This is a genomic window from Tessaracoccus luoxuelianae (assembly GCF_054483915.1).
Map to the genome: position 1 here is coordinate 919,233 of NZ_CM137013.1, position 23,993 is coordinate 943,225.

20 protein-coding genes are annotated in these 23,993 nt (G+C 69.7%); 4 read left to right on the forward strand and 16 right to left on the reverse strand.

Annotated elements, in window-relative coordinates:
• Positions 1–100 precede the first annotated feature (100 nt).
• From ACX1D1_RS03855 to ACX1D1_RS03865, 3 genes are all read right to left on the reverse strand, one after another.
• The gene (locus ACX1D1_RS03855; RefSeq protein ID WP_459055997.1) at positions 101–1,345 is read right to left on the reverse strand and encodes an ATP-binding protein; all 1,245 of its coding nucleotides are present in this window, start codon (positions 1,343–1,345) and stop codon (positions 101–103) included.
• 299 nt (positions 1,346–1,644) lie between these two features.
• On the reverse strand, positions 1,645–2,298 hold the full coding sequence (locus ACX1D1_RS03860; protein ID WP_459055998.1) for a response regulator: 654 nt from the start codon (positions 2,296–2,298) through the stop codon (positions 1,645–1,647).
• Positions 2,295–4,064 (reverse strand): sensor histidine kinase, encoded by a 1,770-nt coding sequence (locus tag ACX1D1_RS03865; RefSeq protein WP_459055999.1) that lies wholly within the window; start codon positions 4,062–4,064, stop codon positions 2,295–2,297. Before ACX1D1_RS03865 ends, ACX1D1_RS03860 begins: the two co-directional genes overlap by 4 nt.
• An 86-nt stretch (positions 4,065–4,150) precedes the next feature.
• Here ACX1D1_RS03865 and ACX1D1_RS03870 point away from each other — a divergent pair, with 86 nt between their 5' ends.
• Positions 4,151–4,582, forward strand: coding sequence for a hypothetical protein (locus ACX1D1_RS03870; protein ID WP_459056000.1), 432 nt, complete (start codon positions 4,151–4,153; stop codon positions 4,580–4,582).
• 57 nt (positions 4,583–4,639) lie between these two features.
• Here the strand turns inward: ACX1D1_RS03870 and ACX1D1_RS03875 are convergent, their stop codons facing one another.
• The 5 genes from ACX1D1_RS03875 to ACX1D1_RS03895 form a co-directional block, all read right to left on the reverse strand.
• Complete coding sequence (locus tag ACX1D1_RS03875) at positions 4,640–5,821, reverse strand: MFS transporter (protein ID WP_459056001.1); 1,182 nt, start codon at positions 5,819–5,821, stop codon at positions 4,640–4,642.
• Between the two features lie 9 nt (positions 5,822–5,830).
• Positions 5,831–7,954 (reverse strand): FAD-binding protein, encoded by a 2,124-nt coding sequence (locus ACX1D1_RS03880; RefSeq protein WP_459056002.1) that lies wholly within the window; start codon positions 7,952–7,954, stop codon positions 5,831–5,833.
• 10 nt (positions 7,955–7,964) lie between these two features.
• Positions 7,965–8,729 (reverse strand): 3-ketoacyl-ACP reductase, encoded by a 765-nt coding sequence (locus ACX1D1_RS03885; RefSeq protein WP_459056003.1) that lies wholly within the window; start codon positions 8,727–8,729, stop codon positions 7,965–7,967.
• 82 nt (positions 8,730–8,811) lie between these two features.
• Positions 8,812–10,326 carry a sucrose phosphorylase gene (gene gtfA, locus ACX1D1_RS03890; RefSeq protein WP_459056004.1) on the reverse strand — a complete coding sequence of 505 codons (1,515 nt, stop codon included), beginning with the start codon at positions 10,324–10,326 and terminating at the stop codon, positions 8,812–8,814.
• A gap of 130 nt (positions 10,327–10,456) precedes the next feature.
• Complete coding sequence (locus ACX1D1_RS03895; protein ID WP_459056005.1) at positions 10,457–11,869, reverse strand: two-component system sensor histidine kinase NtrB; 1,413 nt, start codon at positions 11,867–11,869, stop codon at positions 10,457–10,459.
• A 129-nt stretch (positions 11,870–11,998) separates the two neighbouring features.
• Between ACX1D1_RS03895 and ACX1D1_RS03900 the strand changes: the two genes are divergently transcribed.
• Positions 11,999–13,657, forward strand: coding sequence for an FAD-dependent oxidoreductase (locus ACX1D1_RS03900; RefSeq protein ID WP_459056006.1), 1,659 nt, complete (start codon positions 11,999–12,001; stop codon positions 13,655–13,657).
• Positions 13,658–13,729: 72 nt separating this feature from the next.
• Here the strand turns inward: ACX1D1_RS03900 and rocD are convergent, their stop codons facing one another.
• The 7 genes from rocD to ACX1D1_RS03935 all read right to left on the reverse strand — a co-directional run bounded on the left by rocD (position 13,730) and on the right by ACX1D1_RS03935 (position 20,497).
• A complete protein-coding gene (gene rocD / locus ACX1D1_RS03905) occupies positions 13,730–14,971 on the reverse strand; it encodes an ornithine--oxo-acid transaminase (protein WP_459056007.1) in 1,242 nt (413 codons plus the stop codon).
• Complete coding sequence (gene ddaH / locus ACX1D1_RS03910) at positions 14,968–15,819, reverse strand: dimethylargininase (protein WP_459056008.1); 852 nt, start codon at positions 15,817–15,819, stop codon at positions 14,968–14,970. Before ddaH ends, rocD begins: the two co-directional genes overlap by 4 nt.
• A gap of 139 nt (positions 15,820–15,958) precedes the next feature.
• A complete protein-coding gene (locus ACX1D1_RS03915; protein WP_459056009.1) occupies positions 15,959–16,159 on the reverse strand; it encodes a hypothetical protein in 201 nt (66 codons plus the stop codon).
• Between the two features lie 169 nt (positions 16,160–16,328).
• Positions 16,329–17,702 (reverse strand): permease prefix domain 1-containing protein, encoded by a 1,374-nt coding sequence (locus ACX1D1_RS03920; RefSeq protein WP_459056010.1) that lies wholly within the window; start codon positions 17,700–17,702, stop codon positions 16,329–16,331.
• Positions 17,699–18,070 (reverse strand): PadR family transcriptional regulator, encoded by a 372-nt coding sequence (locus ACX1D1_RS03925; protein ID WP_459056011.1) that lies wholly within the window; start codon positions 18,068–18,070, stop codon positions 17,699–17,701. The genes ACX1D1_RS03920 and ACX1D1_RS03925 overlap by 4 nt, the downstream gene beginning before the upstream one ends.
• A 92-nt stretch (positions 18,071–18,162) precedes the next feature.
• Positions 18,163–19,761, reverse strand: a complete 1,599-nt coding sequence (locus ACX1D1_RS03930; RefSeq protein ID WP_459056012.1) for a serine hydrolase domain-containing protein — start codon at positions 19,759–19,761, stop codon at positions 18,163–18,165.
• A gap of 100 nt (positions 19,762–19,861) precedes the next feature.
• A complete protein-coding gene (locus ACX1D1_RS03935; RefSeq protein WP_459056013.1) occupies positions 19,862–20,497 on the reverse strand; it encodes a redoxin domain-containing protein in 636 nt (211 codons plus the stop codon).
• A 170-nt stretch (positions 20,498–20,667) separates the two neighbouring features.
• Between ACX1D1_RS03935 and ACX1D1_RS03940 the strand changes: the two genes are divergently transcribed.
• Positions 20,668–21,567 carry a cytochrome c biogenesis CcdA family protein gene (locus ACX1D1_RS03940; protein WP_459056014.1) on the forward strand — a complete coding sequence of 300 codons (900 nt, stop codon included), beginning with the start codon at positions 20,668–20,670 and terminating at the stop codon, positions 21,565–21,567.
• On the opposite strand, the gene ACX1D1_RS03945 is transcribed toward ACX1D1_RS03940, so the two are convergent.
• Entirely contained in the window at positions 21,537–22,706 is a 1,170-nt protein-coding gene (locus ACX1D1_RS03945; RefSeq protein ID WP_459056015.1) for an amidohydrolase family protein, read from the reverse strand. The genes ACX1D1_RS03940 and ACX1D1_RS03945 overlap by 31 nt on opposite strands.
• A gap of 314 nt (positions 22,707–23,020) precedes the next feature.
• Here ACX1D1_RS03945 and ACX1D1_RS03950 point away from each other — a divergent pair, with 314 nt between their 5' ends.
• Positions 23,021–23,977, forward strand: a complete 957-nt coding sequence (locus ACX1D1_RS03950) for a hypothetical protein (protein WP_459056016.1) — start codon at positions 23,021–23,023, stop codon at positions 23,975–23,977.
• The last annotated feature ends 16 nt before the right edge of the window (positions 23,978–23,993 follow it).

The following is a 23,993-nucleotide window of genomic DNA, read 5'->3' on the forward strand; positions in this document are numbered from 1 at the left end:
CGAGTGACGAAACCTGGGCAGCGGTTCCGGGCGACCAGCGCACCGGACCCGGCATGGTCTCGGTGGGAACAAGGGCGGAGCTTGAGGCATCACTAGTTGGTTACTGCCAGAGGCTGGCGATGGGGAGGGCCCAAATGCGTTCGCCGAGCGGGTAGCTGGTGGCTCCAGTGTGCAGGACGATGCCGCGATGGAACGTGTCTCCAATTTGGTCGCGAAGCCACGCGAGATGTCTGGCGTCGCGGAGCTCCAGGGTGCTTGCGGCTTTGATCTCGATCCCGACGATCTGGCCGGCGGCGGATTCGAGAAGGAGGTCGATCTCGCGGGTCTGGTTTCCGTCTCGAACGTGGTGTGCGGTGACTGCGGGGGTGGCCAGCCTGAGCAGAGGCCGGAGTTGGGCCAGGACGAAGGTGTCGATCAGTCGGCCGATCCGGTCGCCGCTCTTCAGGATGCCGGTTCGGGTGTCTCCTGCGAGATGTGCGGCTAGTCCGGTGTCGATGATGTGATACTTCGGGGTCTTGACCATGCGGTTGAAGCGGTTGGCGGTCCAGGCGGGGAGGCGCTCGATGATCCGCAGGTCCTCAAGCAGATCCAGGTAGGCATTGGCGGTCCGATGGTCGATTCGGGCAGCTTCGGCGAGCGTGGTCAGGGACGGCAACCCGGCGGTGTTCAAGGCGACGGCCCGCAGGAGGGCGCCGAGACCAGCCGGTGAGCGGACCTCGGCGAGGTTGGCAACGTCATGGCGGACGAGCTGGTCGATGTAGCCCTCGTACCACGTCGAGCGTGCGAACTCGCTGAGGCCGACGGCGCTGGGGAAGCCGCCGCGGAGGGCGTGGTCGAGATAGTCGACGAGGGTGGGGGCCGCCTCGAGGGTGCCCACGGGTGGGTCCTCGTCGCTGAACCACCTTTCGGGAGCGACCTTGGCCCGGTGCCGGTCATGGAGTTCGCCGACGGTGAGCCCAAACATGGACAACGGGACGACGCGGCCGGTGCCGGGCCAGCCGGCGGAGTCCAGCCTGGCCCGGATGCTGCCGGTCAGGATGAATCGGCCCGCGCCTGGGCGGGCGTCGACCGCGCGTTTCACCGCACCCATCGACTCAGGGACGACCTGCCACTCGTCAATCAGGACCGGCGTGGGTTGGGCGGCGAGCACCGCGTCCGGGGCTGCCCGGAATGCGGCCGCCTCATCGGGGCGGTCCAGGCGCATCACGGACGCCGCCCTGCGCAACGCGGTGGTTGTTTTGCCGCAGCCGCGCGGTCCGGTCAGCATCAATGCTGGCAGTTCCGCGAGGAGCGCGTCGAGCGTCCCGTCGACGTAGCGCGGGATGTAGACGTCTTCAACGCTCATGGACATTCACCCTTCCGGCCATCTGATGTCACATCAGCAGGCATGCTGATGTCATTTTAGCAGACCTCCTGATGCGGCTCTCGTGCGGTGGTGGCGCCGCACGCGGCGGTCTTCGGCCGCGGCCAGGCGATCTGGAGACTTGACCCGCAGAACGACGGCAGCGTCCTGATCGTCGGGTCCGAACCTCGCGCGGACGGGTTTCCCCTCGGCTGGTGATGAGCTGTCCAGGCGCCGGCGGCGTCCGTCCTGTGGCGTCGTCTCCGCAGTGCGCAGGTCTGGATCCGCAGTGGGGGAGGGGCTCAATCGGAGCCGGGTCGGATGAGGCCGGACTCGTAGGCGACGACCACCGCCTGCACCCGGTCGCGGACGCCGAGCTTCGACAGCACGCGGGCCACATGGGTCTTCACCGTCTCGACGCTGATGAACAGCCGCTGGGCGATCTCGTGGTTTGACCGGCCCCGAGCGACCTCGATCAACACCTCCGCCTCCCGCTCGGTGAGCTGGTCGTAGCCCGGCGGCGGTCCCTGCCGCCCGGCCCGGGTGAACTCCTCGATCAGACGGCGCGTGATTCGGGGCGCCAGCAACTCCTCTCCGCGGGCTGCCGCCCTCACCCCCGCGACCAGCTGCTCGCGGGGCAGGTCCTTCAACAGGAATCCCGTGGCGCCGGCCACGAGCGAGTCGTACACCATCTGGGAGCGGTCGAAGGTCGTGAGCATCACCACTTTCGTGCCGGGGAGGTCGTGCGTGATGCGGCGGGTGGCGGCGATACCGTCGATGCCGGGCATGCGGATGTCCATGAGGACGACGTCCGGCCGCAACAGTTGGGCCGCGCGCACGGCCTGTTCGCCGTCGGCCGCTTCTCCCACCACATCGATGTCCTCCGCGGCGCCGAGGATCATCCTCAGCCCGGCGCGGACCAATTCCTGGTCGTCGGCGACAAGGACGGTGGTCATGCGTGCACCTCCTCACGTGCCGGGAGGGAGGCGGTCAGCCGGAAGCCGCCCTCCGGCCGTGGTCCGGCCGTCAGCGTGCCGCCGTGAGCGGCCAGTGACTCTCGCAGGCCCGCAAGTCCGGTCCGGGTTCCGAGGTCGAACCGGGTGTGGCCGGTGCCGTCGTCGACGACCTCCACCTCGATCCGGTCGCCGGGCACCCGCTCGATCCGGACGCGCACCCTGCTGCCCGGGGCGTGGCGGGCGGCGTTGGTCAGTGCTTCGCGAAGAACCTGCCGCAGAAGTGCGGCTACCGGACCGGTCGGCTCCAGGGCGGGGTCCACCGACCACGCGACGTCCAGCCCTCCGCTCGCGGCCAGGCGGTCGAGGGCTGGCCTGTCGAAGGCCGACACCGGATCGTCGAGCTCGTCGAGGCGGTCACGCAGCTCCGCCATGCACTCTCGTGCGGTCGCGAGCACCGCGACGAGTGCCGCGTCCGGATCCGCGCCAGGGAGGCGCGCAGCGGACGACTGCAGGCAGGCGATGGTCATGGCCTGGGCGACGCAGTCGTGCAGGGCTCGCGCCAACTCCAGCCGCGTCGCCGCGACGGCAGCTCGGTGCTCGATCTCGCGGCCCCGCTCAAGCGCTGCCACCTTGTACTCGAGCGTGGCGGCTCGACGCGCGGCGCCCGCCGCAACACGGCCGGCCAGAACCGCCAGGGTCGCCAGAACCAGCGTCGGGAGCAGGCCCTCCAGGTTGCGCTGGTCGGAGGGAAGGGCCAACGCCTGGGCGGCTGGCACCGCCCACGCCAACCCGAGGGCCACGGACATGCGGCGGCCGTAGGCGCCGGCGGCATACGCCGTCACGACGAGCAGGGCCAGCGTGGTCACATACAGCGGCAGCGGCGTCAGCGTCGCGGTGATGGTGGCAGACAGGGCCCCCGTCGACGCCAGGACCACGAACGGTCTGGTGCGCCGCCACACCACCGGCGCTGCCGCCATCACGGCGGCCACCACACCGACCCAGGCCGGTAGAGCACCGGGGTGACGCACGACGCTCTCGATGGCGATCGCGGCGCCGATCCCAACCGCCAATGCCACGTCGCGAAGCCCGGGCGGCGCCTGGGCCAGGCCGGCGGCTCCGGGTGGTGGCCACGGGGCGGAGGAGGAGCTCGGCTCCGGGGTGGTGCGCAGAGTCCCCACCGCCCCGCGCAGCTCCACCAGAGCGGCGCGCGCCGCGTCCTCGATGGCCGACAAAGCGTTCGAGATCGTCGGGCGCGCCGGGTGGCTGCGGGCCCCTTCGGCGAGCAGCACCACTGCCCCGACCTGCTCGATGAGGCGCCGATGGACCTCCGTCTCCACCCGTTCCCTCTCCTCAAGTCTCGCTGCCTCAAGGTCGGCCAGGCGTTGTTCCTGGAGCCTTCGTCCGAGCTCGGCCAGATCCGCGATCTGGGCCCGCCGTCGGGACAACGCTGCACCGGCGACGGCAGGCGCCCCCACAGCGAGAAGGAAGAACACCAGGTCGTCGGCGAGGGGGAACTCGTCCGAATGGAGACGCTGGTTGGCCACTGTCAGGCCGACCGCGGCACCTGCGACGGCGAGCGCGCACCATCGCGGCGGGTACCAGGCGCCGAGGAGGTATCCGGCTGCCGCGGCGCCCAGGAGCGCCCACGGCCCTCCGATGAACCAGCCCTCCCCGAGCCAAGCGTCGAGAAGCGCACAGGAAACGACCAGCGACATCAGTGCGATCGCGCCGGCCGGCCTGGCGACACTTCGATCCCACCCGGTCACACTCCGAGGCTAGGTCAAGACGGTTCACCGCACATCACCCGGGAGAGGGATGACGCCGGTGCGCGGCCGGCCGGACGCTTGATGGCATGAACACATCACGTATCGCAGTCGTCACCGCTCTGCTCTGCATCGGCGCCTGGACGCTCAAGGCAATCACAGTCAGCCTCGCTGGAGGCCCCAACCTCAGCCCCCTGGAGGACGCACTCTTCCTGGTCGGTCTCGTTGCATCTCTCACGGCGGCGCTCTTCCTGGGCCTGGCGCTCAGCACCGGGCGCCCTGTGGGCGTGCGGGTGCTGGCGGCCCTCGCCAGCATTATCGCCGGCGTGGCGTTCAGCGCCGCGGTCGTTGCCCTGGTGGAGTGGATCCAGCCCGCAGATCCGGGCTGGATCTGGGGCGAGATCAACCTCTGGGTCTTTGCGGCCGTCCTCCTCGCGGCGGCGGTGTGGTCACGCTCAATCCGGCCTGAGAGGACCGGGGACGGCGATACCGGATCACGGTCAGCGCAGACGTCGGGCTGAGGGCCGGCGGGGCCACGGAGGTGAAGTGGCGGACGCCGTCCCAGCACCACCGCCTGGTCAGCGGGGGGTTGCTTCTCCTCGCCGCAGTACCAGTGACCAGGTCCAGACTGCCCCGATCAGCGCCAGGAACGCTGCTGCGGCCAGTGCGGCGGCGACGCCCTGGTCGCGGGCGACGAGACCGAGTAGCAACGGGCCCAGGCCGAGGCCCAGGTCGAGAGCGGCGCTGGCCGTCCCGGCGGCGGCGCCGCGTTGGTGCGGCGCTGCGGTCGAGAAGACGGCGCTGAAGAAGGCTGGGGTGCTGAAGGCCACCCCTACCGCCATGACCGCCGTGCCGAGGAGTAGCCCGGCCGGCGTGGTCCAGGCGGCAATGAGGGCAAGGCCGCCGGCGATCGCGGCCAGTGAAGCCGCCCCGAGCGGCAGGGCTGGGAGCCGGTCGGGAACTCGTGCCAGCGTGAGGCGGCAGATGACCACCACGAGGCCGTAGATCGTCAGCGCCGCGCTGGTGTTGGCCATGCCGACGCGTGTGCTGTGCAGCGAGGCGAACGCCATGAAGCCCCCGGCCGCGAGAATCGAGGCCATCAGTCCCAAGGCTGGCGGAACTGCCGGCAGATGGATCAGGTGACGGGCTCCGTCGGCCGTTGCCGGATCGGGCGTGTGGGTCTCGGAGAGCAGCAGCGCCATGCCTGCGGCGAGGACCATCAGAATGGTTGCCACCACCCAGGTCATGGTGAATCCGGATGCAGCCAGGACCATCGCTCCCAGGGGAGGGCCCATGGCGAGCCCGAGGTAGAGCCCCAGCGAGTTGTAGCTGAGCGCCTCCCCGGTCCGGGCGCGAGGTGCAAGGTCCGCCAGCATCGCGAAACCGGCGACGAAGAACGCCGCCTCGCCGACTCCCTGGAGGAGACGAAACGCGACCACCAGCGCCAGGGTCTCCGCCAAGGGCATCAACGCGAGGCCTGCAGCGCCCACCAGCGCGCCCGCGACCAGCAGCGGCCGCCTGCCAATCTGGTCGGCCAGCCGTCCGGCGAAAGGCCGGAGCAGGAGTGCCATGAGCGCGAAGGCGCCGAACGCCAGACCCGCCCCGGCCTCGTCTGAGCCGACAGGGCCGGTCACGAAGAGCGGGAGGGAGTGGATGGAGACCCCAACCGCGGTGAAGTAGACCAGATCCGCGACCCCGAGAAGGATGAACGCGGGCGTGAAGAGAGGCTCCCTCGCCTCGCGGTTCACGGCATGATCCACCTGTCGAGCCTATCCCCGCGCCGGTACCCCGTGGTCGGTGCGGAAGCTGCGCCACACGTTTTCGAAGAAGTCGTCGTCGCTGGGGATGGGGCGGACGTCGCGCCAGGTGAACTCCGGCACGCCCTCGCCGGACCAGTCCACCTCCTGGGTCACGCCGTCGAGCGCTCCGGCGTCGAGGACGAACCGGAACTCCTCAGGCAGGCCGAGATCCTGATCCGGCCACGGCAGGTCACCCTCGGGGTCCGTATAGAGGACGGAGCCGCGCGAGTTGCCGCCGTGATCCAGGTAGTCCTTCATGGCGTGAAGGTAGACGTACTGACTCGTGAGGATGTCATGGATGAGGAACAACCGGTTGACGCTGCGCCTCGAGGACTCGTCGATGACCATGAGCTGCTCGTAGCCGGCCAGCCACTGGGTGACCTGCTCCAGCGCCGCCAACACGGACGCGCGGGAGCGCACGAGGCCGGCGTTCAGGCTCATCAGCTCGGTGACCTCGGTGATCAGGCTGCCCGTGTTGTCCTCGGCTCCTGACCGGAAGCGTTCGACGGCGTCGGCCAGCAGCCGCGTCGCCCTCTCCACGCTCGGGATGGCCACGGCATCGAAGCCGTCACCGCCGGGGGGATCCGCCCGGTGCGCGGCGATGAACTGGGCGGCTCGGGTGGCGCCGACCTGGCCGGAGTTGAGCGCCGCCCCGCCCGGACGGTAGACGCCGTGGGCGCCCGCGGCCTCGCCGACGGGGAACAGGCCGTCGATGACGGCGGAGTGCCACCAGTCATCCACGGCGATGCCACCGTTGTTGTGCTGGGCGCACACCGCGATCTCCAGCATGTCCTTCTCCAGGTCGACGCCCGGGTTGCGGCCCAGGTAGAACTGGTAGGACGGGTCATTCATGTGCCGCAGCCGCTGGATTGGCGTGGTGCCGGCGAGATCTGCCGCGCCTGCGCGCTCGAGGTAGACGCGGGCCTGCTCGTCGAGCTGCGCAGCGTCCAGGTCGCCCGCCGGATTGCTGCGGAAGTCGAGGAAGACGCGTCGGCCGCGCATGGCCGTCTCGCGGTAGACGAGCAGGTCGATGATGCTGGACCCGTCACGCGCCTTGCGGATGTCGAAGGGCCACTGGTAGCCCTTGAGGAACACGAGGCTGGCCAGCAGGTTCGGGTCGGCGATGACGTCGGAGAGGAATTCGCGCTCGTCGCCGCCGTCGGCGTCCGTGGACACGAACCGCGGCACCACCTGCATGTACGTCCCGGACACGTTCCAGCGCGGCTTGATCGACGCCATGCCGAACTGCCACTCGGTGAGGTTGTGGCCCCTGGCGCCGTTGCGCAGAGCGGCGCCCGCGCCACCCCACTGGCCGTGCGGGAAGACGGAGTCTGCGTACATGCCGGCGGGTCCGCCGGTGGCCTGGACGACGTTGGTGGCGCGGATCAGCAGGAAGCGTGAGGTTTCCCTCGCCAGCTGCTGGACGAAGGTGCCGCTCGGCTCCGGGGCTGGTGTCTCGCCGAGGTTGGTTTCGACGGTCTCCTCCTCCTGGGCCGGATTGCGGCTGGTGCCGACGTCGGTGCGCAGGAGCAGTGCCCCGCGGATCTCGCCGTCCTCGGCGAGGAGGTCGATGAGCCGGCAGTTCCCGATGACGGGGATGTCGAGGGAGCGGATGCGTGCCTCGAGGGACTCCACCATGGACTTACTGGTGAACGGCCCGACGGAGGTGGCGCGCTGGCGCGGGTCGTGGTCTGTCTTGTAGCCGACGAACTCCCCGGAGTGGTTGGCCGGGAACGGGACCCCCGCCTCGATGAGGTGGTAGAAGCAGCGTGCGCTGAGGGCCGCCTCGGCCAGTGCGTTGTCACCGTCCATGGACCCGCCGCTGAACAGCGTCTCCGCCATCGAGCGCACCGAGTCCGGTTCGCTCCCGGACAGGGTCAGCTTGTAGTAGGTCTGCTTGTCGGAGCCCGCGTTGCGCGATGCCCCGGCGCGGATCTTGTCAGCCACCATCACCACGTCGGGGGCGCCGAACCCGGCCAGCCGCTCAGCGGCGCAGTACCCGGCCGAGCCGGTGCCGATGACCAGACTGGTGGTGGTGATGACAGGCACGCGCTCTGCGCCGAGGGTCACGTGGGTCAGGGTGGGGGCGGTCACGGCAGGTCCTTCAGAGTCGGGGGAGGTGCATGCCACCGTCGACGTGAATGACGTCTCCGGTGCTGTAGGGCATGGCGCCCGTGGAGAGGGCGGCGACGGCGCTGCCCACATCCGAGGCCTGGCCCCACCGGGGCATGGGCGCGAGGCCCTGGGCGAACAGGGCGTCGTAGCGTTCCGTCACGCCGGCGGTCATGTCGGTGGCGATGACGCCGGGGCGGACCTCGTAGACGGGGATCGCCTCGGGTGCGAGCCGCGCCGCCCACAGCCGGGTGGCCATGGAGACGCCGGCCTTGGAGAGGCAGTACTCGCCGCGGTTGATGGACACCGTCGTGGCCGAGATCGAAGAGACGTTGATGATGGTGCCCCGCACGGGGGCGTCGGCCTCCACGGCCTGAGCCAGCATCTGCCGGGCGACGGCCTGGGTCAGGAAGTAGGGTCCGCGAAGGTTGATCCCCATCACCCGGTCGTAGCTCTCAGGGGTGGCCTCCAGCAGGTCGCGGCGTTCCTCCGGTGCGACGCCGGCGTTGTTGACCAGGACGTCGATCCGGCCGAACCGGGCGACGATGCTTCCGACCAGGCCCGTGTGGGAGTCGACGTCGTCGACGCGGCCCTGAAAGTAGGCCGCCTTGTCCTGCCCGCCAAGCCCTTCGATGAGGCCATCGGGTTCGGGGCGGGTGGCGACCACCGCCACGCGGAAGTTCTGGCTGATGAGGGCCTGCGAGATGCCGAGGCCGATGCCTCTGCTACCTCCCGTGACCACGGCGACACGATTCATGTTCGCCATTGTTGCTGGATCCACGAGCTTTGGCAAGCGTTTTCCCACCGTCGATCACACCGGTTGCGGTGGGGGATGCTGGTCAAGTAGTCGGTCTGCGCAGGGCATCGGTGTCGGTCAGCAGGTCCTTGCACGTCACGACCCCGCCCGCGCCATCAGTGACGGAGAGGCTCGCTGTCCGGGCGCCGACGTCGGCTTCGAGGACAGCGGTGGAATCGCCGTTGATCCAGGTCAGGACGAGGCTGGACCCCTGCCCGCCAGCCTCGAAGGTGCCGTCGAAGGCGGGGTGGGTGTTCCGCAGGCGGATCAGGTTCAGCAGCGCCCGGACCACCGGCCGGGTGAGGTCCTGATCAATCTCGTCGCGGGTGTAGTAGTGCCGGTTGATGTCGCGGCCAACTCCCGAGCGCGCGAGCAGTTCCATGTCATTGGTCCCGGCCAGCAGCCCGACGTAGTAGACCTGTGGAATCCCGGGGGTGAAGAACTGGACGGCTCTGGCCAGGAGATAGGCCGCGTCGTCGCACCCGAGGGCGTCGTAGTAGGTGCAGTTGACCTGGTAGACGTCCACGTTCGACGCGGCCCACCCGCTGGCCTTGCGTGACTGCTCACGGGCGTGGGAATGGATGCCGTCGACGAGGGCGTCCACCTCGGCAGGGGTGAGCAGGCCTGGGCGGTGCTCACCCATCTGGTCAGCGCCGACGTCGATCACCCCGATGCCGTCGTGGGTGTCGAGCACGGTGACGGCGTTCGTCGGGCGGACGTCGAGCCAGTGTCGGAGCGCGTCGGGTCGGCCGGTGTAGAGGGCGTGCAGCAGCAACGGTGGAAGCGCGAAATCGTAGACGCGGTCCACGCGAGCCCCGATCGCGACCTGCCGCTGGAAGTGGGCGTGAAGCTCCACGAGCACCGTGATGCCCAGCGCGCGGGCCTTTGCGGTGAGTGCGTCGATGAACTCGAACGTCTGCGGAGTCATGAAGCTCGACGTGCCGGCGCGCTTGACCGCGTACCCCGCGGCGTCCAAGCGGATCATCGACACCCCGCCGTCGGCCAGCGTAGCCAGCACCCGGTCCAGGTAAGCCTCACCGGCGGGGTCGTCGACGTTGATGTCGATCTGCTGCGAGGTGAAGGTCGTCCACACCAGCCGCTTGTCTGACCCGAGGGTCATGGGGGTGAACGGCAGGCCCGGACGTGGCCGGTAGATTCCCACCAGCTCCTGCTCGTCCGCCCCGGAGGGGTAGACGTCGGACATCGTCAGGAACAGCCCCATGTGCGGGGAATCGGTCCCGCGCGCCACCACGTCGCGGAACTCCGGGGAATCCGCAGAGACGTGGTTGACGATCATGTCGACCATGAGAGTGTGGTCCGCGCCGATCGCCCGCACGTCGCTCCACGACCCCAACCGTGGATCCACCTCGGTGTGGTCCACCGGGTCGAACCCGGCGTCCGCGCCGTCGAACGGCGTGAAGAAGGGCAGGATGTGCACCCCCTCGAAGACCCCACTCAGCGGACCGTCGAGCAGGTCCTTCAACCCGCGTAGCGTGCCGCCGAACCGGTCGGCATAGGTGATGAGCTGGACACCGTCGCGAGTCACGTCCACGGACATGCTGGCCTCCGTTGGATCCACCGGGCAGTGCCGGTCACCGCCGGTGATAGCAGCAGCATAGAGCCCCGTGCGCCCTCGACCCGGAGAACGGAACGATGACGATGCCCCCGAGGTCCCTTGAGTGGTTCTGTCAGGTGTCGAGGGGAAGGGTCACTCTGAAGACCGTGCGGCCGGGCCGCGACTCCACGCCGAGCGTGCCGCCGTGTTCCTGGGTCACGATGCGCCACGCGGTGTCGAGGCCGAGGCCGGTGCCGACCCCCTGCGGCTTGGTCGTGAAGAAGGGTTCGAAGATCCGGTGAAGATCCTCCTCGGGGACGCCCGGGCCGTCGTCCTCGATCTCGACGACGGCGTGGTCGCCGTCGCGATGGGTGCGGATCGTGACTGTTCCCGAGCCGGCCGTAGCGCCTGCGGCGTTATCGAGGATGTTCGTCCACACCTGGTTGAGCGTGTTGCCGTGAACCCGAAGCTGCGGAAGCGAGCGGTCGAACTCGCGCTTCACGGTGACGTCCCGCAGGGCATGGTTGAGGATCGTCAGCGTGCTCTCAATGCCGTCGTGGAGGTCGACGCGCTGCTCGGCGGCGCGGTCCATGTGGGTGTAGCCCTTGACGGCCTGGACGATCTCGGTGATTCTGTGGCTGCTGCGCACCAGAACCTCGACCGACTCGCGCGTCGCGTTCGTCGCGCTGATCCAGGTCAGCATGTGCACGAGGTCGGCGCCGGCCACCTGGCCCGCGAGATCCCGGATCGAGGCAACTGTCTGCCCGGCTTCGGCCAGCCCGGGGCCCAGCGACCAGCCCTGGGGCACTCCGAGGTCATCCAGCACCTGCTCGATCTCACTTTCTCGGCGGTCCCGCTCGAGGGGGCCGAGCTGCTCCCCGGGTGCGGGCACCGGTGGGAGGGCGAGTGCGGTGAGCAGGCGGCACTGGTCCTTGGTGATGCCCTGGGACACCAGGGTGTTCAGCGCTTCGTCCCGTTGGGCCAGGGCGGCGGTGAGCCGGGCGCTGGCGCGGCTCACCGCGGCGGCGGGATTGTTCAGTTCGTGGGTGAGCCCGGCGGAGAGCTTGCCGAGAGCGGCCATTTTCTCCAGATAGCGGGCCTTTTCGTCGAGGATCAGCGCGGCGTTGCGGCGCTCCAGTTCCTCGGCGTGAAGGCGCTCGCTGATGTTGCGGAAGAAGCCATGGGTGGCGATGATCGTGCCGCTCATGTAGCGGTTCGTGACGCTTCCCTCGACAGGCACGGGATCTCCGGACTTCGTCCTGAAGACCGCCTCCATGTAGGGGATGGACTCTCCCCCCAGCGCCTTGCCGAAGTAGAGCTGGCAGTGCTCGAGCGAGCTGTCGTGGATCGTGTCCCACATGTCCAGGGCGCTCACCTCGTCGGGGGTGTAGCCGAGGGTGTCGAGCCAGGCTTTGTTGACGAACTCGAACGTGCCATCCGGGCGGACGCTCTGAATCATGTCGTGCGCGTTGTCGATGGCGGCCCGGTAGCGCTCTTCGCTCTCGGCCAGCTGGAGGTGGGCCTCGTTGTGGTTCGGCTCGGACATGTGGCCCCACGCCTTCCCGGTTCTCCGGATTGTCACTGGACACGCTGCCCAGTCCGTCCAAGGATAGGAACGCAACGGCGACGGCACCAGTGGCCCGGGACGACCGGACCGCCGTCGGGGGAGGTGGCAATGGCGAAACCGATCATCCTCGCGGTCGATGACGACGCGGAGGTCCTGCAGGCAGTGGCTCATGACGTTCGGCAGGGCTTCGGGGAGCGCTTCCGTGTCATTCGGGCGGATTCGGGCGGCCGGGCACTCGAGGTGCTGCGGCAGCTCAAGCTGGCCAGCGAATCCGTCGCCCTTCTGCTGGTGGACCAGCGCATGCCCGAAATGTCAGGCGTGGAACTCCTCTCACGGGCCAAGGAGCTCTATCCCGACGCGAAGCGGGTGCTGCTGACGGCCTACGCCGACACCGAGTCTGCGATCACGGCGATCAACGAAGTCCAGCTGGACTACTACCTCATCAAGCCCTGGGATCCGCCCGAGCAGCGGTTGTATCCGGTCCTCGACGACCTGCTCGACGACTGGCTGGCGGCTCACCGCCCGCCGTTCGAGGGCGTTCGGGTGATCGGACAGCGGTGGTCGGCGGAGTCTCACGCGGTGCGTGACTTCCTGGCCCGGAATCAGGTGCCGTATCAATGGTTCGACCTTGCCACCGACCCCCACGCCGCGGAGCTGCTCGCCCTCGTCGGTGAGGGTGCGCAGTCCCCGCTCGTCATCTTCCCCGACGGAGTCGTGCTGCAGCAGCCGTCACCAGAGCAGATCGCCGAGACCTTGGGGCTGCGCGGCCACGCCGAGGTGCCGGTCTACGATCTGCTCATCGTCGGCGGTGGCCCCGCCGGCCTGGCGGCGGCGGTCTACGGCGCGTCCGAGGGATTGCGCACGGTCCTCGTCGAACGGGAGGCCACCGGTGGACAGGCGGGGATGAGCTCACGCATCGAGAACTATCTCGGCTTCCCGTCAGGGCTGTCCGGCGGCGACCTGGCCCGCAGGGCGACGACACAGGCCAAGCGTTTCGGCGTCGAGCTGTTGCTGACGCGGGAGGTCTCAGCGCTGCGGACCACCCCCGGGTCCTTGGGAGTGAGCCTTTCGGACGGGACCGAGCTCGGCGCCCATTCGATCGTCCTCGCCACCGGCGTGTCCTACGTGAGGCTCGACGCGCCCGGCCTGGACGAGCTCGTGGGCAGGGGCGTCTACTACGGTGCCGGACTGTCCGAGGTGTCCGCGACCGCCGGGGAGGACGTCTTCGTCGCCGGTGGGGCGAACTCTGCCGGACAAGCCGCGATGCACCTGTCGACCGTGGCGCGCAGCGTCACGATGCTCGTCCGCGGGCAGAGCCTCGCGGCCGGGATGTCGCATTACCTTGTCGAACAGATCGCGCACACCCCCAACATCACCGTCCGGCTGGGCGCCAGCGTGGTGGGGGCCAGCGGCGAGGATCACCTCGAGCAGCTCCTCATCCGCGACGGCGCCACCGGCGAGACCGGGAGCGTGCCCGCCTCCGCGCTCTTCGTCTTCATCGGCGCACGGCCACGCACCCAGTGGCTCACGGGTGTGATCGCCAGTGATGACCGCGGGTTCGTCCTGACCGGCCCGGATGTGGCAGGTCAGGACGATTGCGCCTGGCCCCTCGAACGGGACCCGTTCCTGCTCGAGACGAGCGTCCCAGGCGTCTTCGCGGTCGGCGACGTCCGTCACGGGTCCGCAAAGAGGGTTGCGACGGCCGTCGGCGAGGGCGCATCCGCGGTGCTGACCGTCTGGCAGTACCGCACGAGTGTGGGCCTCTGACCACAACCCGGCGGCTCATTGGCAGGTCTGGTCCCGTAGTCGGTATCAGACCTGCCAGCTAGCTCTCCGGCCTCACGTTCGGGGCGGTCGGCTCGACCCCAGGGCGAGCTTGAGCTGATCGACCGCCCAGTCCAGGTCGGCCGCCTCGATCGTCAAGGGCGGTGCGATGCGCACGGTCTGGCCGTGGGTGTCCTTGACCAGCACGCCGCGCTCCAGCAGCCTCAGCGCCACGTCGCGGCCCGTGCCGCGCGACGCCTCCACGTCGACGCCCGCCCAGAGGCCGGCAACCCGGACCTCGGTCAGGCCGTGGCCCAGCAGCTCGTCGAGGAGGCCCTTGAGGTGATGCCCGAGGGCCGTGGCGCGTTCCTGGAACTCGCCGGTCCGCAGCAGCTCGACCACGCGCAGCCCGACCGCCGCTGCGAGCGGGTTCCCACCGAAGGTCGACCCGTGCTCGCCGGGGCGGAAGACGCCGAGGATGTCGCGGTCGCCGACGACGGCGGAGACGGGCAGGATGCCCCCGCCGAGTGCCTTGCCCAGCAGGTAGAGGTCGGGGACGACGCCTTCGCGGTCGCACGCGAACGTCGTCCCCACCCGGCCCAGGCCGGACTGGATCTCGTCGGCGATGAACAGCACGTTGTGCTGCGTGCACAGCTCGCGGACGGCCCGCAGGTATCCATCCGGCGGGATGATGACGCCGGCCTCGCCCTGGATGGGCTCGATGAGCACGGCTGCGGTGTTGTCGTTGATGGCCGCTTCGATCGCGGCGGCGTCGCCGTAGGGCACGATGTCGAAACCGGGGGTGGGTGGCCCGAACCCGTCCCTGGCGAGGGGGTCGTCGCTGAACCCGACGATGGTGGTGGTGCGGCCGTGGAAGTTGCCGGCCGCCACGATGATCCGCGCGGCGTCGGCGGGCACCCCCTTGGCCCGGTAGGCCCAGGCACGGGCGGCTTTGATGCCGGTCTCGACGGCTTCCGCGCCGGTGTTCATCGGCAGGACGAGGTCCTTCCCGCACAGCTCGGCGAGGGCGGCGGCGAAGGCGCCGAGCCGGTCGTTGTGGAACGCCCGGCTGGTCAGGGTGAGCCGGCCGATCTGGTCGACGGCCGCCTTGACCAGCTCGGGGTGGCGGTGTCCGAAGTTCAGGGCCGAGTAGGCCGACAGCAGGTCGAGGTAACGCCTGCCCTCGACGTCGGTCACCCAGATGTCCTCCGCGGTCGACACGACCACCGGCAGCGGGTCGTAGTTGTGTGCCAGATGCTCGCTTTCCTCGTGGATCAAGTGCGTCGTCGCGGTGTCGGGGTTCGTCTTGGTGCTCATGGTCTGCCTCCTCGGAGGGTCAGGGTGCAGCATTTGATCCCGCCGCCGCCGAGGTGCAGCTCGGACACGTCGACGTGGATCGGGTGGTAGCCGCGTTCGCGCAGCTGGGCGTCGAGGCGGGTGACGGGCGGCGACAGGACGACGTTGCGGCCGTCGCTGACCGCGTTCAGCTCGAGGCTCGCGGGATCGGCGGCGGGGACGCGGATCGCGTCGGGGAACCGCTCGAGGAGCTCGCCTTGGCCGCGCTCGTCGAAGGCCGACGGCAGGTAGGCGATGTTGGCCCGCTCGACACCACCCGGGCCCTGAACCGGGTCGAGGACGCAGACAGCGGTGTCGAGGTGGTAATACGTGGGGTCGACCAGCCGCAGCGAGACCACCTCGCGTCCGAACACGTCGGCGACCTCGGCGTGGCTGTCCAGCTGGGACCGGAAGCCGTAGCCGGCGAGGATCGTCTCGCCCACCAGCAGGAGGTCGCCCTCGCCCTCCTGGATGGCGAACGGCTCGACGACGTCGAACCCGTGGGCCGCGAACCACTCCCGGAACGGGCGCTCCTCACCCCGCCGCTCACCGACGGCGAACCGGGCGCCCAGGGCCACGCCGTCGATGACGAGTCCCCCGTTGGCCGTGTAGACCATGTCATCCAGGCCGGGGATCGGGTCGATGAGGTCGACCTCGTGACCGAGGCCCAGGTACGTGTCGTGGAGCGCCTGCCACTGCCGCACCGCCTTGGCCGTGTCGGTCGCGCGCGTGCGGTTCATCCAGGGATTGATCTCGTAGTTGACTGTGAAGTAGTCCGGCCGGCACATCAGGTACCGGCGCCGCTGCTGGATCCGGTCTTGAGAAGGCATCTCGCTCCCCACCGAGTGCGGACGGCGGACGCTGTCCTGGGGCCCGGCGGCACTTCGACCCGCGGCCTGGCCGCGAGGAAGAGGCGACACGGGCACGCCTGGCTCCATTATTCCATCGAACGGGCACCTCCCAGGAGGTTCATTTCGATCCTCCACGCTCCGCGCCGTCGATCGCCTCGATCAGGCGGGCGCGTTCCCTGTCGATCCACTGCCGGCCGCTGTAGGCCTGAACGAATGTCTCGGCGAACTCGACGGGGTCCTCGCCGACGATCGCGCGCACCGGCGTGCCGTCCACTGCGGCGCGTTCCCAGAGCTCGACATGGTCGCCCATCATCGTCATGAGGGTGGCGCCGTCGGTGACGCCCCCAGTAGTAGGTGAAATACCGCTGCAGCGCCTTCGCGGCGCTGGCTTGAGGCTCGGGAACCGAGCCCGAACCCATCAGGACGCTCGTCGAAGTGGTGCGCGACCTGGTGGTAGCGGCTCGCGACAACCATTGATACATCCTGGATCACGCCCAGGCGAACACCGGCCCGAACCCCACGCCCACCACGACCGCCCAGACCAGATACACCGGCAGGTAGCCCGTCTGCCAACGCTCGAGGTGGGCGTAGGGGCGACGACCCCGCAGGAAGCCGACCAGCAGGACCACGGACCCGACGAGGTTGACCAGCAGCAGTGCGTTCAAGCCCAGCGAGGCCACCTTGTTGGGGCTGAACCCGAAGGCGCCGATGCGGCCCAGCATCGCCACCAGCACGTAGGCGTCGACGACGATCGCGCTGCCGAGCAGCACCACCTGAAGCCACTCGAAGGCGCCCGGCGGGGCCAGCGGGTCGCGGGCCGACACCGAGTAGAGCAGCAGCGCCAGCACCACGATGAGCACCAGATCGAAGACGATGAGCAGCTCGCGGTCCACGGTCCGCAGGTCGCCCTGCCAGATCGCGGCCGCCCCGAACGCCAGCAGCATCACGGCGAACAGGGGCGTGAACACCCTTGTCAGGACTGGTGCCATGTTCTCGATGACGCCCTGCTTGGCGCCCACCAGCCAGGCCGCCACCAGCACGGCCCCGGCCGCGCCGCACGGGAGGACCCACGAGAAGATGGCGGTCTCGGTGTCCACCCCGATGGTGCTGAATACGCCCGCGGTGAGCCCGAGCAGGACGCCGCCGCCGAGCCCGATCAGCACGTAGTAGATGAACCATTCGCCCGTGAACCGGACGTAGTCCATCCTGGCCCGGTCCGAGCGCCAGTCGCCGCCGGCATGGGCCACCCCGAGCAGCAACCACAGGGCGACGGGGAGGTGGAGCGCGGCCAGGATCTCGGTCGCGGACTCGGCCGCGAACGGGTAGAGGTTCAGGACCAGCGCCGATGCCACCACCGCCACGCCCACGAGCGCCAGGAGGCGGGCGCGCATCCGCGGCTCGACGGCGGCGCGCCACACGAAGAAGCCGGCCAGGAAGGGCAGCACCAGGAGAGGGAGGTTCTTGACGTAGTGCTCCGGATTCTCCTCCAGCCCGATCCCGAACAGCGCGGGGACCTTGACCGCGACCGCCGCCGCGACACCCAGGCCCAGCGCCACCCCGAGCCCCCGTCGGCCGGCGGTTGCGGAGTCCGCCGAACCCACCACCAGTTGCTTCCACAGCCTGTCCGAGTGCTCCTGGGCGTACTCGCGCGACAATGCGTCCACCTCGCCCAGGCGCCCAACGGCGATGAGGAACGCCTCGTCGTCGGACAGCCCGACGCGACGCAGGTCCGCCATCTCGTCGCGCAGATGCGATTCAAGCTCGTCGACGTCGGCCGTGCTGATCGCCGCCCGGCGTCCGACGAAGCCGCGCCAGGACTCGATGCGGGCCTCGACGTCGGCGGGGATGTGTTCGGCGCTCATGCGGGGGCACCCCCCGCGACGAGGGTGCCGGGGTGGGCGGCCGCGGCGGTCCACACCTGGCGCAGCGCCTCGCTCACCACGCGCCACTGTTCGCCGTGCTCGGCCAACGCGGCCCTGCCGTCGGCCGTGATCCGGTAGTGCTTGCGCCGGCGCCCCTCGGTGGAGGTGTGCCAGCCAGCCTCGACGTAGCCGAGGCGCTCGAGGCGGTGGAGGAGTGGGTAGAGCATGCCCTCGGTCCAGGCGAGTTCGCCGCCGGACAACTCGCCCACACGTTTCAGGATCGCGTACCCGTACGACTCGCCCTCGGCGAGGATCCCCAGCACGAGCGGCGTCGCCGCCGCCGCCACCAGGTCTTTGCCTACCCTCACAATGCGCTCCTTTGAAGCCTAGAGCTGCAAGGTATCGCAGCAATGCCTAGAGGTGCAAGGTGTGGGCTGTGTCGCGAGCGTGCGCTGAGGTTCTAGGACCGCCTCTCGCGGCGGCGGGCGATGACCACCGCGACCACGCCCGCGGCCAGGGCGGTGCTTACCAGCGTTGCCAGTCCAAGCTCCGGCGCACCGGCCCACAGCGAGGCGATCGGCACCCGGCATCCCAGCCGCGCCGGCGCGTACCCCCACCACAGCGCCATTGCCGCCGCTGCCCCCACGACGGCGACCAGCGAGCGCGCCACACTGCGCCGTCGCCCAAGCAGTGGAACCACCGACAGGCTCTGCGCCAGCAGTGCGCCCAGGACCAGCAGGGCCGCGTTGGCCTCGACGGGGTTGAACGACGGCGGGGGAGCCGGCGTCCCCAGCGTGAGGTGCAGGAACTCGGACTGGAACCGCGCCCAGCGCGTGGTGTCCAGGCCCGCCCCCGTGTTGGTCACCGCGACAATCCCGAACCCGAGCGTCGGGCACGCGAGCAGGTAGGACTGGGACCGGTAGGTGCTGCCCAGATGGTCGACGCAGATGGGGAGCGACTCGCCGTCGAGGGTTGCGTCGACCGGATCCCCGACGTTGCCCCTCAGCTCCCACAGCGGGCGCACCACCCACCCCGACCCGTACTGCGAGTAGGCGCTGACGGTGGCGAGCGGCTCACGGGCCGCGGCCAGCACGCCGTCTGGAAGGGCGGAGGTCGCCGTGCCGAGGTGGGCCCCAACCAGCAGGGCCAGATCGCCGGCCGTGGACACCTGGAATGCCGACGGCACCGCCCCGGGCGTGCAGGGGCACGGCGTCGGCGCGGTGAGCAGCTCAAACCACGGATGGTATCCGGCGGCCACCCCGTCGACGGCGCCCGGTGTCGCGGTGGCGCTCGTGTGGTCCAGGCCCAACGGTGCGTAGACGAGCCTCGCCATGGCGCGCTCGAACGGCTCCCCGGTCACCTTCTCGACGACGGCGCCGAGCAGGTCGTAGTTGCTGTTGGAGTACGCGTAGGTGCCGGGCGGATCAAGGCGGGTTTCGGCGAGGGCCTCCGCGTTCGCCCCGATCGATGTCGGCCTCCCCGGCCACCACCCCCACTGGCCCAGCCCTGCGGTGGTGGAGAGGCCGGAGGTGTGCCCGAGCAGGTCAGCGATGGTCACGGCGCCGAGCGTTCCCTCCGCGTCGGGCCAGTCGGGGAATACGTCGCAGACGGGGGTGTCGAGGCTGAGGTGCCCGTCGGCGATCAGCCGCTGGATGGCGAGCGCCGTGAACTGCTTGCTGGTGGAGCCCAGCACGAAGGGGGTTTCGCCGGTCACCGGGCGGCCGTCCCCGGCGGTGCCGAGGTAGCTCTCCTGGTACACGTCCCCATCGCGGACGACGACGACGGCCAGCCCGGCCAGCCGCAACTCGTCAGCCCTGCGCTCGACGAAGTCTTCGATCTCGTCAGGGCTCGCCCATCGGGCCGCCGACGCGGGGGCGGGCGTCAACGGCTCCTGCGCCACGGCCACCCGCACCATGCCCAGGACCAGTGCGGCGATGCCCAGCCAGACGATCAGCGCACCACCCAGCAGGCCCGGCCTGCGCCCGGTCGTAGTGGGCGACGGCGGCTTGAGTCCGTCCGCGGGGCCCGCGTCGTCGTCGACGGGGAGCACTCCCTTCATACCTCCAGCGTTGCCACCCGTGAGCCCGGGGTCAATACCCCAACCCGGCGAGGGTCTGGCGCGGTGGGCTTGGCTTCGCTGACCGGGCCGGGTCGCAAACCTAACCCTGGGCCACCTTTTCGGCAGCCTCGCGCAATCCGTCGGCGCCCAGCGCGCCGTTGATGACCTCGACCTCGCCGTCGGGGCTCAGCAGCGCGAAGGCCGGCTGGTAGACCACGCCGTACTCGCGCCAGAGTGCGCCGTCGGAGTCGACGAGATGTGTCAGTGCGCCGGTCGCGGTGTCATCGAGGAAGTCCTCCATCTCCGGCACCTCGCCGCGTCCGGGGACCCCGATCAGGGTCACGGGGGAGCCCGCCGCCTCAAGCTCGGCGACCACCTCGTTGATGTGCGGTGCCTCAGCGCGGCAGATGGTGCACCACGGGGCCCAGAACCAGAGGATGACTGGCTGGCCCTCGATTGTCGCGGGGTCGAAGGTGCCGCCGTCGATGGTGGTCACGGCGAGGTGCGCCAGCGAGGCCGCCGGGGCCGACGGCGCGCTCGAGGTGGCCATCGGGGCCTCCTCGCTGTCGGTCCCCGCTGATTCCTCGGTGCTCCCGGCTGGAGAGGATTCGGCGCTCACAGCAGGCGAGGCCGGACTGGTCTCCGCCGACGATGTGCCTGCGTCGGTGGTCTGAGCGGCGCAGGCGCCGGCGAACAGCGTGAGGACGAGCGCGGCTACGAGGGCGAAGCGGTTCACGACGGAGACCTCCAATGTTGTCTAGTCACATCAACGAACCATCCCCCGTTCTGATTCCGCAGCATCGCCGGAATTTTCCGCGCCGGGCGAGGGTTGCTCGTTGTGTCGGTCGTCCACTGAGAGAGCAGGTGCTCCATGCATGTCCACCCGGTGTGCGTCGAAGCCGCGTCATGACCGCCGACCTGCTCCCCGCGCTGGCGCTTGCCGTCTCCGCAGGGGCCATCGCGGCGTTCAACCCGTGCGGGTTCGCGATGCTGCCCGCCTACCTCGCGCTCTTCCTCGGTGAGCAGCCCGGCCGCCGGGCCGCCGTCGCCCGCGCGCTGGGGGTCGGGGTCGCGGTCACGGTCGGCTTCGTCCTCGTCTTCGGTGTGGCCGGGCTCCTGATCACGATCCTGTCGGTGGGGCTGGGGGACTGGCTGAGTGTGGTGACCGCCGCCTCCGGGCTCCTCCTCATGGTCGCAGGGGCGTTCATGCTTGCAGGGAAGGAGCTTGCCCTGAATCTTCCCCGAGCCCGGCTCGCGGTGGACGGAAGTCCTCGGGGGATGATCGCTTACGGCGTCATCTATGCGACGGTGTCCCTCTCGTGCACCCTGCCGGTGTTTCTCGCCGCCGTCGTCTCCGCCTTCTCCCTCTCGGGGAGTTCGCCGCTGGTGGGTGTGGTCGCCCTGCTGGGGTACGCGTTCGGCATGGGTGCGGTCCTGTCGGTGCTGGCTCTGGTCACCGCACTCCTGGGCGCTGGGGCGTCTGGGAGGTTCCACGCGTTGGCGCCCCACGTCAAGAGGCTGTCGGGGGCATTCCTGGTTCTGGCGGGCGCCTACGTGACCTGGTACGGCTGGGTTGAGTACCGCGCCTTCCAGGGCGACCTGATCACGGGCGGTCCGGTCGCTTGGGTCGGCGCGGCGTCGTCCCGCGTGGGGGCGTGGATCGCGGGTGCGGGTCCCGGCCTCGTCGTCGTGGCGGCCGCACTGCTGGCCGGGGCGGCGGTGATCACCCTGCTGCGCCGTCGCCGGAGCCTCGCGGAGGACTCGCCTCGGACTTCTCAGGGGCCGACAAGCTCGCCCGAGCGGTAGACCGCCTTCACGTGGTGCAGTGCCTCCGCGCCGGCCTCGAGGTTCCCGTCGACGACGAGGAGGTCGGCCGTGTGACCGGGGCGGAGCCGGCCGATCGAATCCCCGAGGCCGATCGCGTCGGCCGCGATGGAGGTGGCCCCGCGGAGCGCCGGGGTGAGACCCAGGAGTTGGGCCACCTCCGTCACCGCGTACGGCTGGACGTTGAACGGCTTGGAGGGCGCGATGCCCGCGTCTGTGGCCACGGCGATCCGCACCCCAGCCTCGTGCATGCGGCGCGCATGAGCCAGGACCAACGGCAGCACCGCCGCCAATCGGGGCGGCAGCTGCCCCCCTGGGAGCGAACCCGCTGTGCCGACGGCGAACACCCCCGCCTCGACCATCCGGCGGACAAGGTCCGGACGGTCGGCGACGGAGTCCGCCGTCATGAACGAGGCGTGCTCGACGGTGTCCACCCCGGCGATGAGCGCCGACTCGATCCCCTCCACCCCGTGCCCGTGTGCGGCGACGGGGAGCCCGAAGGCGTGGGCCGTCTCCACCAGGGCCCGCAGCTCCGCACGAGTGAACTGCGCCTCGTGAGGCAGCGAGCCCGGCGTCACGTTGCCGCCGGTGGCCATCACCTTGATGACGTCACATCCGCGTTCCGCCCGCTCTGCAACCTCCGCCCGGATCGCGTCCACGCCGCGGACGGCACCCCCGAGGAACCAGCAGTGGCCTCCCGTGCTGGTCAGCGGCGGCCCGGAGGCGAGCAGCCTCGGGCCGGCGGTCGGGTCGGCTGCGGTTTCGGCCCTCAGGCGCAGCGACACGTAGCCGCGGTCGCCGAGGTCGCGCACCGTCGTGGTTCCGGTGGCCAGTGCCTGGCGCGCGTTCGCACGGGCCCGCACCAGCAGCTCGTCGTCGGTGGCCGTCGTCAACCACGCGACCGGATCAGCGCTGCAGTCCCAGGTCACGTGCTGGTGGGCGTCGATGAGGCCGGGAAGCAGTGTGGAGTTCGGGCCGTGGTCGACCAGCTCGACCTCCTGCCCGTAGGCGGTCCCGTCAGAGACGGCGACGATGCGCTCCCCGTTGATGACGACGTCGCCTCCGGTGTGGAAGCGGTCCCCGTCGAAGATGTGTCCTGCCCGTACCACCGTGATGGTCATCCCGCCTCCTGGCCCTCGATGTGTTCACGAGTGTCGGCGGGGATGCTCAGAGACCGGGCTCGACACGCGACGGGGACCAGTGATTGGTCTGAATCGCTCTCAGAGCAGACCGACGCGACGACGAGGCGCACCTCGCCAGCCGCGGCGAGTCAACGCCGTCGACCCCTGGTGCTTCGAAAACTGGCATAGAATCCTTGGGCTTTTATCCACCTTGAGCAGGCCAGTGGGACTACGCTCGTGAACACGAGGCCTTATCGCCCCGCGCTCCCCCCGAGACAGACTGTGCCGGGGTTTGTTGGATGGAGGTCCTCAAAATGAGCGCGAATTGGAAGCGGATCGGCGTCACAGCCCTAGCCGCAATCATCCTGGCCCTCACGCCACAGGTTCCCGCACTTGCCGCCAAGGGGGGCCGCGGACACACCGAAGTGATCGGCAACAATCTGTCATTTCCCGTGATCTGGGGCGATCTCGACGCCCCCGGGCTGACCCTTACGGGCACGGAACTGCAGGCCGATCTCACTGTTCCATGGACGGCGGCCGCCATCGAATCCTGCCCTGAGGGCATGTTCCCGTTCGCGCAGAAGACGCTGGGCAACGTCTGGCAGGCCGAGAGCGAACTCGCTGAAGGGGCGCTGTACGTCGACGAGATCGACTGGGGCGACAGCCTCGAGTCCGTGGACATGAAGGTGGGTCGCCCGATCCGGGTCGAGCTCTCGCTCTACAAGCTCCTGGACTCGCCGCTCACGGGCTACTCCATGGTGATGCTCGCCAACCCGAGCAGCCCCGACGAGGTGCAGGGCGTGTGCGCGAGCGATCTCGTCCCTGACGATGGTGTGATCACCGGCGACGAGATCACCATCAGCTCCTACGCCAGCACCGAGGCGACTGTTTACTCACCGACCGCCAGGCTCGTGATCCAGAAGATCGACCCAACCGGCACCTACTCCTGGGCCGGAACGTCGTGGGAGGGTGCCGACACCCCGGTGTCGTTGTCCTTCGCCGGCGAGCTCAACGTGGGCGGCAAGGTGATCTACGGTCTGTCGCAGGGTGGCTGGAAGCCGACTGCGGTTGGCACCTATCGGGTGACGTTCTACCTGCCCACTGATCTCGGTCAGGAGACGTGGTTCGACGGAAGCACCATCATCCGCACCGCGATCGAGGTCGCGGAGGAAGGTGAGGCCGGCGGCGACGCCGTCGTCGACCCGCTCAACAACCTCACCTACATCGACATCGACGTGATCGCCGGTGGAGGTGGCAAGCCCGTCCGGTGACAGCGGACCTCAACAC

Excerpts from the sequence above, each read along its gene's own strand:
- gtfA (WP_459056004.1), bottom strand. The coding sequence starts at position 10,326 with ATGTCCGTGGACGTGACTCGCGACGGTGTCCAGCTCATCACCTATGCC.
- ACX1D1_RS03915 (WP_459056009.1), bottom strand. The coding sequence starts at position 16,159 with ATGACGATGATGGGCGACCATGTCGAGCTCTGGGAACGCGCCGCAGTG.
- rocD (WP_459056007.1), bottom strand. The coding sequence starts at position 14,971 with ATGAGCACCAAGACGAACCCCGACACCGCGACGACGCACTTGATCCAC.
- ACX1D1_RS03895 (WP_459056005.1), bottom strand. The coding sequence starts at position 11,869 with ATGTCCGAGCCGAACCACAACGAGGCCCACCTCCAGCTGGCCGAGAGC.
- ACX1D1_RS03855 (WP_459055997.1), bottom strand. The coding sequence starts at position 1,345 with ATGAGCGTTGAAGACGTCTACATCCCGCGCTACGTCGACGGGACGCTC.
- ACX1D1_RS03860 (WP_459055998.1), bottom strand. The coding sequence starts at position 2,298 with ATGACCACCGTCCTTGTCGCCGACGACCAGGAATTGGTCCGCGCCGGG.
- ACX1D1_RS03940 (WP_459056014.1), top strand. The coding sequence starts at position 20,668 with ATGACCGCCGACCTGCTCCCCGCGCTGGCGCTTGCCGTCTCCGCAGGG.
- ACX1D1_RS03930 (WP_459056012.1), bottom strand. The coding sequence starts at position 19,761 with ATGAAGGGAGTGCTCCCCGTCGACGACGACGCGGGCCCCGCGGACGGA.
- ACX1D1_RS03950 (WP_459056016.1), top strand. The coding sequence starts at position 23,021 with ATGAGCGCGAATTGGAAGCGGATCGGCGTCACAGCCCTAGCCGCAATC.
- ddaH (WP_459056008.1), bottom strand. The coding sequence starts at position 15,819 with ATGCCTTCTCAAGACCGGATCCAGCAGCGGCGCCGGTACCTGATGTGC.
- ACX1D1_RS03900 (WP_459056006.1), top strand. The coding sequence starts at position 11,999 with ATGGCGAAACCGATCATCCTCGCGGTCGATGACGACGCGGAGGTCCTG.
- ACX1D1_RS03870 (WP_459056000.1), top strand. The coding sequence starts at position 4,151 with ATGAACACATCACGTATCGCAGTCGTCACCGCTCTGCTCTGCATCGGC.
- ACX1D1_RS03945 (WP_459056015.1), bottom strand. The coding sequence starts at position 22,706 with ATGACCATCACGGTGGTACGGGCAGGACACATCTTCGACGGGGACCGC.
- ACX1D1_RS03920 (WP_459056010.1), bottom strand. The coding sequence starts at position 17,702 with ATGAGCGCCGAACACATCCCCGCCGACGTCGAGGCCCGCATCGAGTCC.
- ACX1D1_RS03885 (WP_459056003.1), bottom strand. The coding sequence starts at position 8,729 with ATGAATCGTGTCGCCGTGGTCACGGGAGGTAGCAGAGGCATCGGCCTC.